Raw genomic sequence first — 15,591 nt, 5'->3', positions numbered from 1 at the left:
TGCAAAACAGTCATCCTGTTCTGTGATCCGAGTTCCCGGTCCCGCATTCGCGGGTGTACCTGCATCCTTTGGGCCCGAAGTTGGAGCATCCGTAGAACCTGCCTCCGAAGCTGTTGGTCCTGAGGACCAAGGGCCCTCCGCATATCGGGCAGAACATCCTGACCGCATATCCGCCGAGGCCTCTGCGGGGGAACATCTCCGTGAAGAACACAGACTGATGATCTTTCACCGATACGATGTACACTGCCTCTCTGGCACGTGTCATGGCCACATAGAACAGCCTGCGTTCCTCGTCCATCTGAGAACCGCCGCCGTCCAGCAGCAAGCCTATGAGCGCAGGCTCCTGCCGCATGCTCGGGAACCCGTATCTCCCAGAGTTGTTGTTCAGCGAGAACACCACATCCGCCTGCAGGCCCTTGGACGAATGGATGGTCATGTACTTCATCTTCAGATCCGGGCGGCAGGAATATGTGACGGCATCGGAACCGTCGGAGATATCGGGCCTCCAATCGAAACCGTCGCCGCTGAGCAGCGAGACATCGTGATTGTACCTTCCGAGGAAAAGCACCTTCTTGCCGGCCGGCATATATGCCAGCTTCTTTCCGATCTCACTGCGGATCTGCCTGCTGTCTGCACCGAGTATGTAGTAGACTTTGCCGTCTGTTTTCGACATGCCGATCAGCTTCTTCGGATACTGGCGCGGGTTCCTGCTGATGAACAGGCTGCTTTTCTCCAGGATTTCGCCAGAGAAACGGTATGTCCTCTCAATCCTGCAGACCGCAGACGGCCCCCAGTACTTCTCGAAATCCAGGATATATGACATATCGCATCCGTTGAAGCGGTAGATGCTCTGCCAATCATCGCCGACGCAGAACAGGCTGAAATCCCGGGAATCGCGCATGGCCTTCAGAAGATTGTACCTGGATCTTGACAGGTCTTGATACTCATCCACTATGACATATCTGTACGGATGCGTATACTTCCCGCGGCGGATGCATTCAGCGGCATTGTTGAGCATATCTTCGAAGTCAATTTCCCCGTTCCCATCCAATGCCGCCCGGTAAGCATCATACAGCGGCCTGAGCACGGCCTCGGTCCTCCTGAGCGACTGCCTATCCTTGATGTTCCTGACCTTGGGGAGCACATTATCGGAGAACACTCTGTCCCAGGATTCTCCGAATCCCTTTATTAAGAGGATTGCGGTAGTTAACAGAGAGGATACGGCTCTCAATGCTCTGCTGTCCGACCCGAACGTCCTATCGAACACAGCCTCGGGAGGCTCCGGCGATGATTCTATGCCGAGCCTCTTGAGCTCCGATCCCAGTTTATCCAGCAGGCTGCCTTCCGAGCGTTCGTATGCATACAGCTCGATCAATGTGGTCCCGTTCGCGCGATGGATCTGCTTTTTCCATTCTATGCCTCTGAGATAATCCTCGCGCGCATCGGGATTCTCGTCGACCATGAACTTGGCCACCCCGCCGCTGCGGTCGATCCCGAAATACTCGATGTAAATCCTGGTGCCGTTGATGTGGAAATCCGGATGATACTGGCCGTACTCCGAATCGGCCGTATCTACGCAGTATGAGTCTTCATATGTGTACGGGACCCCGTTGATCGCAAGATAGTTGGCGATATCGGCCTCCCCGAAACTCTTCACCCTCTCGCCGTTCAGGGTTATCAGCGGGTTCTTATGCAGGTACTCTTCCAGTTCGGAGCAGTTCCCGAATTGGTCTTCATCATGCATATCGAAGTCATATGCCAAGAATTCGCTCAGACTGCGGACGAATCTGCTGTCGCTCCGCCTCTTCTTGATCTCTTCCGAGATGAAATCGCCGATCTTGATATGGGATACCTTCGGAACCTTGTTCTCCGAACATGCTATTATCTTGATGCCTAGGCGATGGAAAGTGCTCACTTCCACGCGGTTCCCGGTCTCGGCGACAATCCGTTTCCTGAGATCGCTGACAGAACTGTTAGTAAAAGACAGAGCAAGGATTTCATCGGGCGATGCTTTACCTGATTTCAGAAGATACTTCACGAAGCCCACGATGTCCGTGGTCTTTCCTGTGCCGGCACCGGCGATCACCAGCCTTGAGCGCACATCATAGGCGATGGCCGTTAGCTGCTGCTCATCCAGATCGTAGCCTTCTACAGGATTGATGATTTGCCCTATATCAGCGGCCTTCCTGCGTGCAAGGTCGTCATCATGCTGTTTCAGATGCTGCGGGAAACCCTCATAGATGCTGCGGAACCTGTCCGACTGCTCCTTCAGTTCCCTGTCGACAAGCCCTATCCTGGAAAGGAATCCGCTTGTCCTGCGGTGCAGATCGGCATAGAGCTGCCCGTATCTGTCGGCCGCCGATCTGATATCTGCAGGATCGATGAAATCGTCTCTTTCAAGCATTTCGGACATTTCATCGGCCGCGGTTTTCGCTTGATCGATCAGATCGCGGTTCTTGTTCTTCATTCTCAGTCTGCTGAGGAATACCGGTCTTCTTGTAAATAGTGAATCCTGCAGCCTGGGTCTTCTATTCCGAACGAAGTACGCATGAACCGATAGCCTGCGGAAATCAGTGAAGCAGATAACTGTGGGGGAGAAAGACCGCCCAATTCACAAAATTCATTGACCTAACGGCCAGACAATAAGATGGTGGGCCCCCTCGGATTTGAACCGGGGTCACATGCACCCCAAGCATGAAGGATACCAAGCTACCCCAAGGGCCCAGCAAGTGGGTATTAAGTGGTTTGGTTTAAGTAGTTTATGGTAGAAGCAGATGCCTCATCCGAGCTGGGATATTTCGCCGATGAGGTCCGCATGGGATATGATCATCCTGCGGCAGCAGTAACGGTCGAACCCCATGTCGTCGAGGACCTTCTGGGGGTCCTCGCCCATCTTCACGCGTTTGACGTACTCGGGGTAGGCAGAGCCCACGACCTTTCCGCATGTGAAACATCTCACCGGTATTATCATGCAACCATCTCAACGGTACGACTTCTGCTTCTTGGCACGAGCGCCGCGTCCCATAGGCTTCTTGGGCAGTTTGCGCCTGTCATCGTTGATGAGCAGGGACCTGTCGTATGCCTTGAGGACAGCCTCGAGTTCGTCATCCTTGTAATAGTCGACGAGGCCGCGGGCGATGGCGGTCCTGACGGCCGCCGCCTGTCCCATGACCCCTCCGCCCTGGACGGACACGGAGATGTCGACCTTGGATGCCTTCTCGGGCACTAGCTGCAGGGGCTCCTCGATCTTGAGCCTTGCAAGCTCAGGGGAGTAGATCGCGAGGGGGATCTTGTTGATGACGACCTTTCCGGTGCCCTCCTTCACGACTGCCCTGGCGATCGCGGACTTCCTCTTTCCACTGGTGTTGACTGCGTCCATTTAATCACCTAACATTAGATCCGAGGTGCTCGGAGATCTGACCCAGGGTCACATACTTGCAGTTGATCGCTTTCTTCGCGGTCTCGGGGACCTGGACCTCCGCGTCGTTGAACTGCTTGGGAGTTCCGACGAACACGTGGAGGCGCCTGAACGCTTCCCTTCCGGTGGTGGTCATCCAGGGGATCATGCCCCTGACGCACCTCTTGAACAGAAGGTCTGCGCGGCGGGGATAGAAGGGACCTTTCCTCCTGGAAGCGGCCTCTCCGATCTCGACCTTGTGCTTGAAATCCTTGAAGATCTCAGCAGGGTCGCCCGTGATGATGATCTGCTCTGCGTTGAGGACGACGACCTCCTCTCCGGCGAGGATCTGGTCGGCGACGTAGCTTGCGAGCCTTCCGTAGATGAGGCCCTTTCCGTCGATAACAGTAACCATTCGTTCACCCCAGGATCCTAACTTTCGAGCCCTTAGGGTTCTGCGCGAGCAGTTCCCTGATGGTGATCGCTTTCCCGCCGGCGGCGACGATGGCCGCCTCCGCCTTCGCACTGAAGCTGTAGGCTGCGACGGTGACCTTCTTGGTCATCTCGCCCGCACCGAGGACCTTCCCCGGAACGATGACGGTCTCTCCGTCCTGCGCATACTTCTCTATCTTGCTGAGGTTCGCCTCGGCCCACACCCTGCTGGGTGCTTCAAGCCGGAGCGCTATGTCTCGCCAGATAGCAGCCTTCGGATCTTCCCTCGTGGCAGCCTTCAGATCAGAGATCAGGGCAACCAGTTGGGGGTTGGTCTTTGAACAAGTGTTGCTCATTTTCTGACTCTCCCGACATTGGGTAGAGGGCTCCTATGACGGTCTTCCATTTAAAGATATGCGCCTCCCAGGTTTATTTTCTTTATAAATGAACGAGAATCTTGGACAGTGCCTGAACCGTGAATTAGATATAATCATAGCCCATCGGCGCCTTGTTTGTAGGGTGATTGGCCATGATAAGATACGGACCCGCAGGAATCCCGCTGTCGTGCAAAGGACGCACTCTGAAAGACGGAATCGAGGACATCCACAGCCTGGCGCTCACGGCCATGGAGATCCAGATGGTCAGGCCCAACACCGATTTCCGCGCTCCCGAGGACGAGGAGATAGGGAAGACCCTGAAGGAGCTCGATTCCGACTCGGGCTTCGTCATCGCCGTCGACAAAGGCGAGGAGGGCGTCTCCTACGACCCCGAGATCCCCATCGACGAGGAGGACAACCTGCTGTTCATGAACTACTGCCTCGCCCCGTGCTACAACGACCTCTACTCCCTCGGCAGGATGGCCAAGAGGCACGATGTATCCCTCTCGGTCCACACGCCCTACTACATGGCCCTCGACGGGGACCTGTTCGGGAACGAGGAGCCGGCCGACCCGGACGAGATGCCCGAGGAGACCCCCGCCATGAGGAGCTTCACCATCCTCCAGAACTGCGGCGCGGTGCTCAACGCCCTGGGAGGGACCCTCGTGGTCACCAACCTCGGCCCCTACGGCGGGGACAACCCCAAGCACGCCAAGAGCAGGATCGTCTCCAACCTCAAGGACCTCAAGAGATGGTGGAAATCTGAGGGGCTCACCCCGAGGATCGGCATCGAGATCACCGGGAACAGCAACGTCTGGGGATCGCTCGAGGAGCTCCTCGACATCTGCGGGACGCGCGACCTGAAAGGCTTCGTCTACCCGGTCCTCAACTTCGCCCACTATCAGGCGAGGACCAAGGACTCGCTCTCCGAGGCCGAGGACTACTACAGCCTGATAGAGCAGTTCGAGCCCTTCTACAAGGACTTCGGTAACATCTACGCCGACTTCTCCAATGTGGAGTCCGACGGAGAAGGGAACGAGAAATGGTACACCCCCATAAAGAAAGGGGAGATAAAGTTCGAGAAGGTCGCCGAGGCTCTCGCCGAGCACATGCCGGAGATCACCATGATCTCCGATTCGCCCCTCCTCGAGCACGATGCAGTCTACATGAGGACCCTCACCGAGAGGGTGCTCTCCAAGAAGGCAGCCAAGCAGCTCAAGGAGAAGCGCAGGGAGCTGCAGGCCGAGGCCATCGCTGACGGGGAGCTCGCTCCCGCCGATCCCAACGATGAGGCAGACAGTGAGTGAAGTTGGACAGCATCGACTACCTCGAGACCAAGATCAGGGAGACCCTGTCGCGCATACCTCCCGGGGACACCGAGAGGCTCACCGTCTCCATATTGGAGGCCAAGAGGATCTTCATATTCGGAGCGGGGAGGTCCGGCCTCGTGGGGCAGATGTTCGCCGTCCGCCTGGTACAGCTGGGTCTCCGCGTTTACTTCGTGGGTGACATGACCACCCCTATAATCGGGAAGGGCGACATCGTCATCCTGATATCCAACACCGGCCACACCATGTCGGTGACCAGGACGGCCGAGATAGCCAAGCGCCTGGGGTCCGAGGTCATAGCGGTCACCGCCAACCGCGACTGCAAGCTCGCGAGGCTGGCAGACTGCTGCATTTTCATCGAACCAGAGAAGGACGCCCGCAGCGGGAGCATGGCCCCGCTGGGAACTCTCTTCGAGGATTCGGCGCTGGTCTTCTTCGACTGCCTGGTGCCAGACCTCATGAGGCGCATGGACACCGACGAGGGCGCCATGCGCTCCAACCATGCCATCTGGGTCTGAGTCAGACGCCTTCCAGGACGGCCGCCCTCGCAGACCTCGCCTTCCCGCCCTCGATGATGAGGAACGTTATCGACGATGCCGACGGGTCGATCAGGGCGGCGAAATGCCTCCTCCGGAACCCGGCGGAGAGGCGCGCCTCGTCCTCCGCGGACGGCAGGTTGCCGCTCCCGAAGGCGAGGAACCACCCCACGGCGCCCGGCGCCGCCAGGTCTGCGGAGACCTCGGCCGAGCGTATCGTTGCAGGGTCCCCGAGGGTGCCTCTGAGGACCCCCTGCACATCCTCCCCGCTGTCGAACGCGCCGTTACCGATGTCGGCGAGCGCCGCCATGGCGCTCTCGTTCACGAGGATGTCCATGCGTGCCATGGTCCCCCTCGCACGGTCGGGTTGGGCACCATGGAGAGGACGGACCCGTCGCGCAGAACGGAACCGCTTCCCGGAGGCACTATCCTCACGCCGTCCCTGACCAGGCAATCCTCGCCGGCCCAATAGTTCCTGATGCATCTCTCCATGCTGTCGCCCGAAGCGGACAGCACCATCTCGGAACCGTCCGCGGCGTTGACCAACGTCAAGCATACCATCTCTATCCTATCTCCTCCCGGACCTGCCGGGCAGTCTCCCATACCGTCTTATGAAGGAACGGCCCCGGCATATAAATCAAAGTACTGCATCCAAGGGAACATGCCCGCCGATCTCCCTCCGCACGACCACTGCAGGTACTGCGGACGCGCCGTCCCTTTCGATATGGCCTACTGCTGCATGGACTGCTACAGCAAGGACCAGAAGAGGATCGCGAAAGAGAAGAGGAACAATGCCCTGGCCGCCGTGCTGGCCGTCGGAGGCGCCGTCACCATCCTCATCCTGGGGTACATTTTCTGATTCAATCGCGACATTTCGGGCACATGGTATTAAGTCATGTCCGCGATATTCGGTCATGAACGGCCCTAAGCTCATAGCCGAGATCATCGCCGCAGCGGTCATCATCGCCTGCGGGTACGGCATATTCTCCGAGGCCGTCCCGTCGGAATATCCTCCGATAGAGATCAGCACGGACGGAGAGACCTCGACCGAAATCAGCGGCGACGGGATGAACGTCAGCATAAAAGCCCAAAGTTTCCTGATAGACTCCCATATGCCCTCCGATATCGAGGACGTGTCCATAGAGCTCTCCCTGGCCGCGGACGGCGGAAGCTATTATCTGGGGACCATCGACGTGGGAACGGTAAAGGCCGATTCCATCACGCGCACCGAGCAGGCGGAGATGTCGGTTCCCGCCTACGTCATCCTGGCCAGCCTGGGCTCGAACTCGGACAGCGGGGAGATCAAGACACCGGTACTGGCCAAACTGAGCTTCTCCTACCTCAATTTCATGAACGAGAAGTTCATCGATCTGGGACTCAACCTGAGGGTCGACATGGGCTTCGGGGGCGGGGTCTCGATGGAGAGCAGCGGGGACAGCGCGACAATGACGGTGACAGTCCCAAGCGGAAGCTTCACCAAGTCCGTGTCGGACATCGCGAAGAGCGTCTGCGACAGTTCCGGGAACTGCGCCATCTCGATAGACGGATGCGACGCAGCCTTCCTCCTGAACGTCTCCGACGACGGGAAGACCGTCACCTTCTCCGCATCCGGGAACGGGGAAACTGCATACGACAGCGTCCGCAGTCTCCTCGACAGCCTCTCCTCGGAAGACACCGTAACGATATCTTATTCCGGGTCAGGGACCGGATCATACACGATGACCCAGGCTCAGGCGGAAGCGTTCGCGGACATGATCGAGGCATTCTACGGGGCGGCATCATGAGCTCTGAGAACAAGAAGGAGATCGAGGAGCAGAAGAAGAAGGACGCTCCCTACCTGAACAGCGTATCGAGGGTCGTCCGCAGGATCGTGTTCTCGGTGATCGAGACCGCTATCGTCATCGTGCTCCTGCTGATGATCGCCTCGTACTTCGAGTCCGGGACCTTCGATGATGCGTTCAGCCTCAGCGGGGACATGAAGGACATGCTCAGCCCCGGAGGGCTGGTGTTCAACTCCCTGATCGGTTACATCCCGGTGCTGGTCCTCGCCAACATCTGCACTTATTTCGGCTCCGGCAGCAAGGGGAAGCTCGTAGCAGGAGTGCTCAGATGCATCGCCATCGCCGCATGGCTGATAATCATCTTCGGGTCGGCGGCGGACAGCCTGACCATACCATCGGTCGCCGAGGGCACCGGCCTGGAGAGCATCGAGGTCGGCGTCAGGGGCATCGCCAAGTTCGGCGCAGTCGTCTTCGCCGCCTGCGCCATAATCCCCGTGGGAGAGTACATCGGGGCCCGCAAGAAGCATGAGGCCGCCGTCGAGAGGAAGAAGAACGGCTATCAGTCCTGACGGGAGAGCCTGCGGACCGTGCGGGCGACATCGTGCACACGGACGATGTCCGCCCCGGCCTCCGCGGCAACCGCGCAGATCTCCGCCGTAGCCTCGTCCCTGTCCATAGACGGGTACAAGGTTGAGACGAACCTCTTCCTGGAAGGCCCGACGAGCACCGGGTACCTCCCTCCGAACGAGAAGTCGGACGACCGGCGTATGAGCTCCATGCTCTGGGCGGCATCGAATCCGAAGCCGGCCCCCGGGTCTGTTATCACAGCGTCCGCATCCACGCCCGCCCTCTCCGCCTCGGCGATCCTCTCCCTGATGAAGGCTAGCGCATAATAGACCGCGTCCTTGGAGATCTGGTCGGTCTTGAACGTCGCGGGGGTCCCGTAGGAGGCCATGATCACCAGCGGGACATCGCATTCCGCGGCCGTGCGCGCCATATCGGGATCGACGAGGCCGGAGACGTCGTTGATCACCGATACTCCGGCGCCGACGGCGGCGCGGGCGACCGCGGCCTTATAGGTGTCCACCGACACCGGCACGTCCAGGGAGGGCATCAGCCTCTCCAGGACGGGCATCAGCCTGGACAGCTCCTCGGCCTCGGGGACCGGGACGACGACGCCGGGGCGGGTGGACTCCGCGCCGATATCGATCATATCGGCCCCGGCATCGACCATCTCGAAAGCATGGCGTACGGCAGCCTCGGGGCCGTTCCACTTGCCCCCGTCGGAGAACGAGTCGGGGGTGACGTTCAGTATGCCCATGACCAGGGGGCGCGGGCGCCCCCCTCTGAAGAACGCCTTATTGTCCATGTCGCTGCAGGTGCTCGTCCACCAGTTCGGCCAGGTCGACGACCTTGAGCTTCCTGTCGCCCACCTGGGCGGACAGGTTGGTGACGCAGAACGGGCAGGTGGTCACCAGGATGTCGGCGAACGAGGCCTCGTCGAGGCGCGTGTTGGAGATCTGCGCGGCCTCCTCGGGGAACGCGGCGCGCACCCCTCCGCCTCCACCACAGCAATGGCTGGTGGAGCGGTTGTACTTCATCTCCTTGAACTTCACGCCGGGGAATTGCGCGATGACCTCGCGGGGAGGCTCGTAGACGCCGCAGTGGCGGCCGAGATGGCACGGGTCGTGGTAGGTCACGGTCGCGTCCCCGAGCGGGGTCAGGTCGAGCTTCCTGCCGGCCAGGAACTCGGTGATGTGCTTGACCTCGAAGGGGAGCTCGCCCAGGTACTTGGGGTACTCGACCTTGAACATCCTGTAGCATCCGGCGCAGGAGAGGACCAGGGTCTTGACCCCGAGGGCCTCGATCGCCTCGACGTTCTTCCTGTAGAGCTTCAGCCTCTCCTCCTCAGGCCATCCGACGCGGGACATGACGGACCCGCAGCAGACCTCGGGCAGGGTGGTGAAGTCCGCGCCGAGCTTCTTCAGGATGGACAGGGACGCCTTCGCCGTCTTCACGGCGCGGTAGGTCGCGGTGCACCCGGCGAAGTACGCGATGGGCGCCTTATGGGGCTCGTAGCCCCATCCCTTCATGACCTCGGCCACAGACTTCTCCTCGCCGAACGGGTTGTTGTGGTCGATGATGTTCTGGCACATCTGCTTGTGCTTGGGGAGCGCGAAGCCGTTGCTGACCAGGTCAGCCCTGCAGAGCTCGATGATGTCGACGATCTTCACCTTGGAGGGGCATCTCCTGACGCAGTCCGCGCAGGTGGTGCAGGTGTACATGCTCCTGACCACGGACTCGTCGGGCTTCAGCTGCCCGACGGAAATGCCGTAGGTCATGACTATGCGGCCGCGGGACAGGTCGGTGTCCCAGTTGATGGCCTTGAACGATGGGCAGACGCTCTTGCAGAACCCGCACATGGTGCAGGTGTTGAGGGCATCCCTCACCATATCGATCTTCTCAGTTGTGAATACGCTTCCTGACATGCTCTCACTCCTTCATGGGCCTGGGTATGGTGACGCTGCCCTCGGCGAGGACGATGAGCCTGCCCTCGGGCTTCAGGGCGAGCGCGTCCCTCACGGCCTCCTCCACGCTCTTCTTGGGGGTTATGTTGGCCTTCCTCAGCAGCTCCGGGTCGAGGTCGGTGACCGCCCACATGCTGGCCCAGGTCGCGATCTCAGCCATCTTGGCCGCCTTGTGGTATCCCAGCTTGTAGCCCTTCATGATGTTGGCTATTACCTCCTTCGGGTCGGACGAGGTGGAGAGCTGCTTCAGGAAGGCATCGCTGCCGATGCCCTCGCGGCACTTCGAGACGAGGATCATTATGCCTCCCTTCTTCAGCGCCCATTTCCCGTTGTCGAGGGCCTTCTGGGACTGGTAGAGGTCCACGTCCATCGGGTAGGGGGCGGCGGTCACGACGATGTCGGCCTTCTCCGGCACCGGGACGATGAACACCTCCTCCCCCCACTTCACGGCCTGGGCGAAGGCGGCATTGAGGTCGCCGGAGGCGGCCTTGTAGATGCTGTGATGGCGGTCCATGACCACCTGGATCGAGAATATCTTCTTCCCGCGGACGACCTCGAGGGCATCCATCATGTCCTCGTGGACGGGGTTGCCCTCGAGCTTCAGGGCCTGGGCGTCCATGCCGACCGCCATCCTGTGGTTGGCCTCGACGGTGCGGTACGAGGCGACGCCCGGGAGGAAGGACTTCCTGCCCCCGGTCCAGCCGGCGAAGTAGTGGGGCTCGACCGAGGTGATGATGACCAGCCTGTCGGCGTCGACGGCTATCTTGTTGACCTCCATGGGGGTCCCGTTCTTGGAGGTCCCGAGGTTCACGCACTCCGAGGTCTTGGCGTCGTGGACGACGATCCTGTCCCTGAGCTCCTCGAGATGGGAGCCGAAGATGTTGTGGTACTCCTCCTCGGTGGGCGCGCGGTGGGTGCCGGTGGCGATGAGGTACCTGGCGGCGCGGAGGTCCATCCTCTTGGAGAGGGCGTCGAGGACCTTGGCGGTAGGGGTCGGGCGGGTTCCGTCGTTCACGATGAACACGATGTCCTTCCCGCCTTCCAGGAACTTCCCTATGGGCTCGGACCCGATCGGGTCGTCCAGCGAAGCATTGATGACCTCGTCGGCATCGCCGCAGACGACGTCCTTCGGATAATAGGTGCCTATGTAGTTCTTCTCGGGCACTTCGGCGGACTGGGTCCCGTCCCTGCCGTACCTGATCTCCACCTTGACCATTGCAATCGCGTGCTAATCACGGACTCCCTTATATTATATGTGCGCACCAGCAGGGCGCGGCTGGTACGGAGCGCGCGCGGCCCCGATGGAGATTTATCCGGCAGGCGGATTCCGCAGAGCATGGAAGAAAAGGGTCCGGAGAGCATCGAGATCAGGGGAGCGCGCGTGCACAATCTGAAGGACGTATCGGTCGATGTGCCGCTCGGGAAGATGACGGGGATCGCCGGAGTGTCCGGCTCGGGGAAGTCCTCCCTGTCGCTCGGGGTGCTTTACGCCGAGGGGTCCGGCCGGTACCTTGAGGCCCTCTCCGCATACACCCGCCGGAGGATGACCCAGGCGAGCCGCCCGGATGTCGATTTCGTGGAGAACGTGCCGGCGGCGCTCGCCCTCCACCAGCGCCCCACCGTCCCCGGGATCAGGAGCACTTTCGGAACATCGACCGAGCTGCTGAACAGCCTCCGCCTGATGTTCTCCCGCCTCGGCAGCTATATGTGCCCTAAAGGGCACCGCGTGCCCCCGTCGACGGCTGTGGCCGTAGGCAGGAAGATAAGATGCCCCGAGTGCGGGGCAGAGTTCGACGGGTCCTCGGCGGAGGACCTCTCCTTCAACAGCGGCGGGGCCTGCGCGCGCTGCAGCGGGACCGGGGTCGTCAGGGACATCGACGACTCCAAGCTCGTGGCCGACCCGTCGCTCACCCTGAAGGAAGGCGCCGTCGGGCCCTGGAACATGTTCGGGATCCAGTGGATGTACCTGGTCGCCGGAGAGCTCGGGGTCCGCACGGATGTGCCGTTCTCCGAACTGACCCAGAAGGAGAAGGACATCGTCTACTCCGGGCCCGCCGTGCAGAAGATGACCCCCATGAGGACCGCCAACGGGAAGCTCTTCGACCTCAACTGCACCTACCGCAACGCCCACGAGGCGGTCGCCGAGGCGCTCCGGAAGACGACCACCGAGAAGGGCCTGGTCAGGATCAACCGCTACCTCTCCACCGGCCCCTGCCCCGTGTGCGGCGGAGACCGCCTGAACGAGAGAGCCAAATCCGTCACCCTGGACGGGAAGACCCTCGCCGACGCCTGCCGGATGACCCTGGAGGAGGCAACGGCATGGGTGAAGGGGATTCCCCGGCTCATGCCCCCGGAGATGCGCCGGATGGCGGAGACCGTCTCCGCAGAGTTCCTGCGCAACGCCGAGCGCCTGCTCTCCCTCGGCCTGGGATACCTCACCCTCGACCGGGCGGGCCCCACCCTTTCCACCGGGGAACGCCAGCGCGTGCAGCTGGCGAGGTCGGTGCGGAGCCACACTACCGGGGTCCTCTACGTCCTCGACGAGCCCTCCATCGGCCTGCATCCCTCCAACGTCGACGGGCTGGTCGGAATCATGCGCGACCTGGTCGATATGGGCAACACCGTGGTGGTCGTGGACCACGACGTCCGTGTGCTCAGGGAGGCCGACTGGCTCATCGAGATGGGGCCCGGCGCCGGGGACCGCGGCGGGAAGGTCCTCGCGGCCGGGACCGTGGAGGACGTGGAGAAGAACGGGAACTCCCTGATCGCCGGCTTCCTGAACGGGACGGAGAAGGTCGAGGCGCGGGAGCGCGCCTCCGCGGCGGCCATGTTCGCCGGGGGACGGATACATCTGAGGTCCGGTGCCATCCATTCCGTCAAACCGCTGGAACTGGACATCCCGCTGAACCGCATGACTGCCGTCACCGGCGTCTCTGGCGCGGGGAAGACCACCCTGGTCCTGGAGACCCTCGTTCCCGCCCTGGAGGCGAGGATCGCCGGAAGGCCCCTCCCGGCCCCGGCCGAGGAGCTGGAGGCGGACGTGAAGAGGGTCGTCCTGGTGGACGCCGCCCCGATCGGCGCCAATGTGCGCTCCACGGTCGCCACCTACAGCGGCATCCTCGACGGCCTCCGCCGCCTGTACTCCTTCACTCCGGATGCCAAGAAGGCCGGGAAGAAGGCCGGGGATTTCTCTTACAACACCGGGTCCCTCCGCTGCCCCGGATGCGACGGCACCGGATCGGTCTCCATGGACGTGCAGTTCCTGCCGGACGTGGACATACCCTGCCCGGACTGCGGAGGCTCCCGCTACGGCCCCGAAGCCGGGAAGATACTCTATTACCCAGAGGGATCGAACAGAGGGTATTCGATAACCGAGCTGATGGGCATGACCGTCGACTCGGCCCTTGAGGTCCTGAAGGACGTCCCCGGGATCGGGGAGAGCCTGCAGACGATGAAGGACCTCGGCCTGGGATACCTGACGCTGGGCGAGTCCACCCCTGCCCTCTCCGGCGGCGAGGCTCAGCGCCTCAAGCTCGCATCCGAGATCGGCAGGAGGCAGAACGGGACGGTGTTCGTCTTCGATGAGCCCACCATCGGGCTCCATCCGCTGGATGTCCGCCTGCTCATAGGGATCCTGCAGAGGCTCATAGACAGCGGAGCGACAGTCATCACGATCGAGCACGACCTCGACCTCATACGCAACGCCGATTATGTTATAGACATGGGCCCCGGCGGAGGAGAGGCCGGCGGGAGGATAGTGGCGGCCGGGACACCCGAGCAGGTCGCCTCGGACCCGTCGAGCGTGACCGGCAGGTACCTCAGCGGATGAGGACCCTGATGTCCTCGCTGAACAACTGGCACTCCTCGGACATCCCGAAGAGCCCGGACCCGGTGTTCCTGCAGAACGCGACCTCGTAATGGTCTGTCGCCGAATACGACCCGTCCGTGTTCCCGGGACCGCATTCGACGCGGACGACCTTCCCGGGCATCACGGCGCAGGCGTTCCGGGCATCGCCGTTGTCCAGCTCGTGGTCGATTCTTATCTCCCCGGTCGCATAATTTGACCTGTCCTTTATCACCGAGATGTCCGCCTGATAGTCCCATGAGACCGTCCTGGACGCCGACCCGTCGGAGATCGATCCGAGGCTGACCGAGACGTCCGAGCCCTTCATCGTCGACGGGCCGTATTGGAGGATGCTGTACCCGTCCCCGAGCTCGGTGCTGATGTTGAGGTCCGAGACGGAGCAGCCGTCGGGCACGCCCTGAACATCGTAGCGCGTGCAGTAGTAGCTGTAGCTGTCGTTGTCCTCCCTGACCGTGTAGTAGCAGGTGCCGACCTCCATCCACCCGTATCCGCTGCACTCCCTGTATAGACAGGAATAGTTTTCCCCGCCCCAGCCGGAGCCGTCCGTCACGCCCGCGGCCTTCAGTATGCTGCTGTCGGGCTCGGAGCCTTCCGCTGCATATTCCGCCGCCCACTCCCGGAACTTGGCGATGGATGATTCATCGGAGCCCGCGCAGATGCTGCAGAACACGTTCCTTCCGGTATCTGGGTCATGGTAGGCGGCATAGAGGTTCGCGGTGTCGGAGTACGCGACGAACCCGAAGGGGACGGCACCTGTGAAGGTCCCAATGTCCGCGAACGCGGCGATGACATTGCCCCTTTCATACAGCTGGGTCAGGAAATCTCCTGCGGCATCCCCGCCGACCGAACCGAACCACATGCCGTCCACAATCACGGCCGCACCGGCCGGGATCTCATCGGCGGCGACGGCTCCGCTGACAGTATAGCTCTCCGCGAATGCAGAGGACGGGTCCCCGGCATCCCCGCCGGCAAGGATCATCATACCGAAATCCTCGTGCTTGTAACTGCTCGGCTCAGCGGCATCGCCCGAATCGCCGGGATCATCCGAAGATCCGCTGAACACTATCAGAGAGCATGCGCATACCGCCAGGACGGCCGCTGACGCTATGCATATCATCGCTTTCCGGTCCATGGGGAACGTATGCATGTTCAGACATAAAAAAAAAATCGACTTTCAATCAGTTTGATTGTAGATATTTAATAATCATAATTTCATATATTGATATTTATTTTTTTAACAAATCAAGATTATATAAAATATATAATCTATAGATTCCTATGTCGGCGCGGATATCTCTGGACTGCCGGCAGGGCCTCGGCCGAAGACCAATTTTAAAGTCGGAATGC

At 60.8% G+C, this 15,591-nt stretch carries 17 protein-coding genes and 1 tRNA gene; 6 read left to right on the top strand and 12 right to left on the bottom strand.

All coding sequences use genetic code 11. From position 1 onward, the window contains the following. Positions 1-10 precede the first annotated feature (10 nt). The 6 genes from O8W32_06445 to O8W32_06420 all read right to left on the bottom strand — a co-directional run bounded on the left by O8W32_06445 (position 11) and on the right by O8W32_06420 (position 4,185). Positions 11-2,467 carry a UvrD-helicase domain-containing protein gene (locus O8W32_06445; protein ID WII08808.1) on the bottom strand — a complete coding sequence of 819 codons (2,457 nt, stop codon included), beginning with the start codon at positions 2,465-2,467 and terminating at the stop codon, positions 11-13. Positions 2,468-2,648: 181 nt separating this feature from the next. Then, a tRNA-Pro gene (locus O8W32_06440) sits at positions 2,649-2,724 on the bottom strand. A gap of 55 nt (positions 2,725-2,779) precedes the next feature. Continuing rightward, positions 2,780-2,971 (bottom strand): DNA-directed RNA polymerase subunit N, encoded by a 192-nt coding sequence (locus O8W32_06435; GenBank protein ID WII08807.1) that lies wholly within the window; start codon positions 2,969-2,971, stop codon positions 2,780-2,782. Between the two features lie 9 nt (positions 2,972-2,980). Next, a complete protein-coding gene (locus O8W32_06430; GenBank protein ID WII08806.1) occupies positions 2,981-3,379 on the bottom strand; it encodes a 30S ribosomal protein S9 in 399 nt (132 codons plus the stop codon). Positions 3,380-3,383: 4 nt separating this feature from the next. Then, entirely contained in the window at positions 3,384-3,812 is a 429-nt protein-coding gene (locus tag O8W32_06425) for a 50S ribosomal protein L13 (protein WII08805.1), read from the bottom strand. A gap of 4 nt (positions 3,813-3,816) precedes the next feature. After that, positions 3,817-4,185: a 50S ribosomal protein L18e gene (locus O8W32_06420; protein WII08804.1), complete on the bottom strand. Its 369-nt coding sequence runs from the start codon at positions 4,183-4,185 to the stop codon at positions 3,817-3,819. Positions 4,186-4,358: 173 nt separating this feature from the next. Between O8W32_06420 and O8W32_06415 the strand changes: the two genes are divergently transcribed. Then, on the top strand, positions 4,359-5,513 hold the full coding sequence (locus O8W32_06415) for a TIM barrel protein (protein ID WII08803.1): 1,155 nt from the start codon (positions 4,359-4,361) through the stop codon (positions 5,511-5,513). Continuing rightward, positions 5,510-6,052, top strand: coding sequence for an SIS domain-containing protein (locus O8W32_06410; protein WII08802.1), 543 nt, complete (start codon positions 5,510-5,512; stop codon positions 6,050-6,052). The genes O8W32_06415 and O8W32_06410 overlap by 4 nt, the downstream gene beginning before the upstream one ends. A gap of 1 nt (position 6,053) precedes the next feature. On the opposite strand, the gene O8W32_06405 is transcribed toward O8W32_06410, so the two are convergent. Both O8W32_06405 and O8W32_06400 read right to left on the bottom strand, forming a co-directional pair. Then, positions 6,054-6,416, bottom strand: a complete 363-nt coding sequence (locus O8W32_06405; protein WII08801.1) for a hypothetical protein — start codon at positions 6,414-6,416, stop codon at positions 6,054-6,056. Next, positions 6,392-6,631: a hypothetical protein gene (locus tag O8W32_06400; protein ID WII08800.1), complete on the bottom strand. Its 240-nt coding sequence runs from the start codon at positions 6,629-6,631 to the stop codon at positions 6,392-6,394. Before O8W32_06400 ends, O8W32_06405 begins: the two co-directional genes overlap by 25 nt. Before the next feature lie 100 nt (positions 6,632-6,731). Here O8W32_06400 and O8W32_06395 point away from each other — a divergent pair, with 100 nt between their 5' ends. From O8W32_06395 to O8W32_06385, 3 genes are read left to right on the top strand one after another with little or no spacing between them, the layout of a single operon-like run. Beyond that, positions 6,732-6,929, top strand: a complete 198-nt coding sequence (locus tag O8W32_06395) for a DUF2116 family Zn-ribbon domain-containing protein (GenBank protein WII08799.1) — start codon at positions 6,732-6,734, stop codon at positions 6,927-6,929. A 55-nt stretch (positions 6,930-6,984) separates the two neighbouring features. Then, positions 6,985-7,854, top strand: a complete 870-nt coding sequence (locus tag O8W32_06390; protein ID WII08798.1) for a hypothetical protein — start codon at positions 6,985-6,987, stop codon at positions 7,852-7,854. Next, entirely contained in the window at positions 7,851-8,420 is a 570-nt protein-coding gene (locus tag O8W32_06385) for a hypothetical protein (protein ID WII08797.1), read from the top strand. Before O8W32_06390 ends, O8W32_06385 begins: the two co-directional genes overlap by 4 nt. Here the strand turns inward: O8W32_06385 and folP are convergent. Genes folP through larA form a run of 3 tightly spaced genes read right to left on the bottom strand, consistent with a single transcriptional unit; the run spans position 8,411 to position 11,595 of the window. Next, on the bottom strand, positions 8,411-9,220 hold the full coding sequence (gene folP, locus O8W32_06380) for a dihydropteroate synthase (protein WII08796.1): 810 nt from the start codon (positions 9,218-9,220) through the stop codon (positions 8,411-8,413). The two genes, O8W32_06385 and folP, sit on opposite strands and share 10 nt — an antisense overlap. Further along, positions 9,210-10,340: a (Fe-S)-binding protein gene (locus O8W32_06375; GenBank protein WII08795.1), complete on the bottom strand. Its 1,131-nt coding sequence runs from the start codon at positions 10,338-10,340 to the stop codon at positions 9,210-9,212. Before O8W32_06375 ends, folP begins: the two co-directional genes overlap by 11 nt. Positions 10,341-10,344: 4 nt before the next feature. Continuing rightward, positions 10,345-11,595, bottom strand: a complete 1,251-nt coding sequence (gene larA, locus O8W32_06370) for a nickel-dependent lactate racemase (GenBank protein WII08794.1) — start codon at positions 11,593-11,595, stop codon at positions 10,345-10,347. A 120-nt stretch (positions 11,596-11,715) separates the two neighbouring features. Here larA and O8W32_06365 point away from each other — a divergent pair, with 120 nt between their 5' ends. Then, entirely contained in the window at positions 11,716-14,208 is a 2,493-nt protein-coding gene (locus O8W32_06365; protein ID WII08793.1) for a hypothetical protein, read from the top strand. On the opposite strand, the gene O8W32_06360 is transcribed toward O8W32_06365, so the two are convergent. Continuing rightward, positions 14,198-15,376 carry a hypothetical protein gene (locus O8W32_06360; GenBank protein ID WII08792.1) on the bottom strand — a complete coding sequence of 393 codons (1,179 nt, stop codon included), beginning with the start codon at positions 15,374-15,376 and terminating at the stop codon, positions 14,198-14,200. The two genes, O8W32_06365 and O8W32_06360, sit on opposite strands and share 11 nt — an antisense overlap. Between the last annotated feature and the right edge of the window lie 215 nt (positions 15,377-15,591).

This window comes from Methanomassiliicoccales archaeon LGM-DZ1 (genome assembly GCA_030168595.1).
In the GTDB taxonomy this organism is placed as follows: Archaea; Thermoplasmatota; Thermoplasmata; order Methanomassiliicoccales; family Methanomethylophilaceae; genus Methanomethylophilus.
Note: the sequence above shows the minus strand (reverse complement) of the source record. Positions and strands in the feature narration are given on the sequence as shown.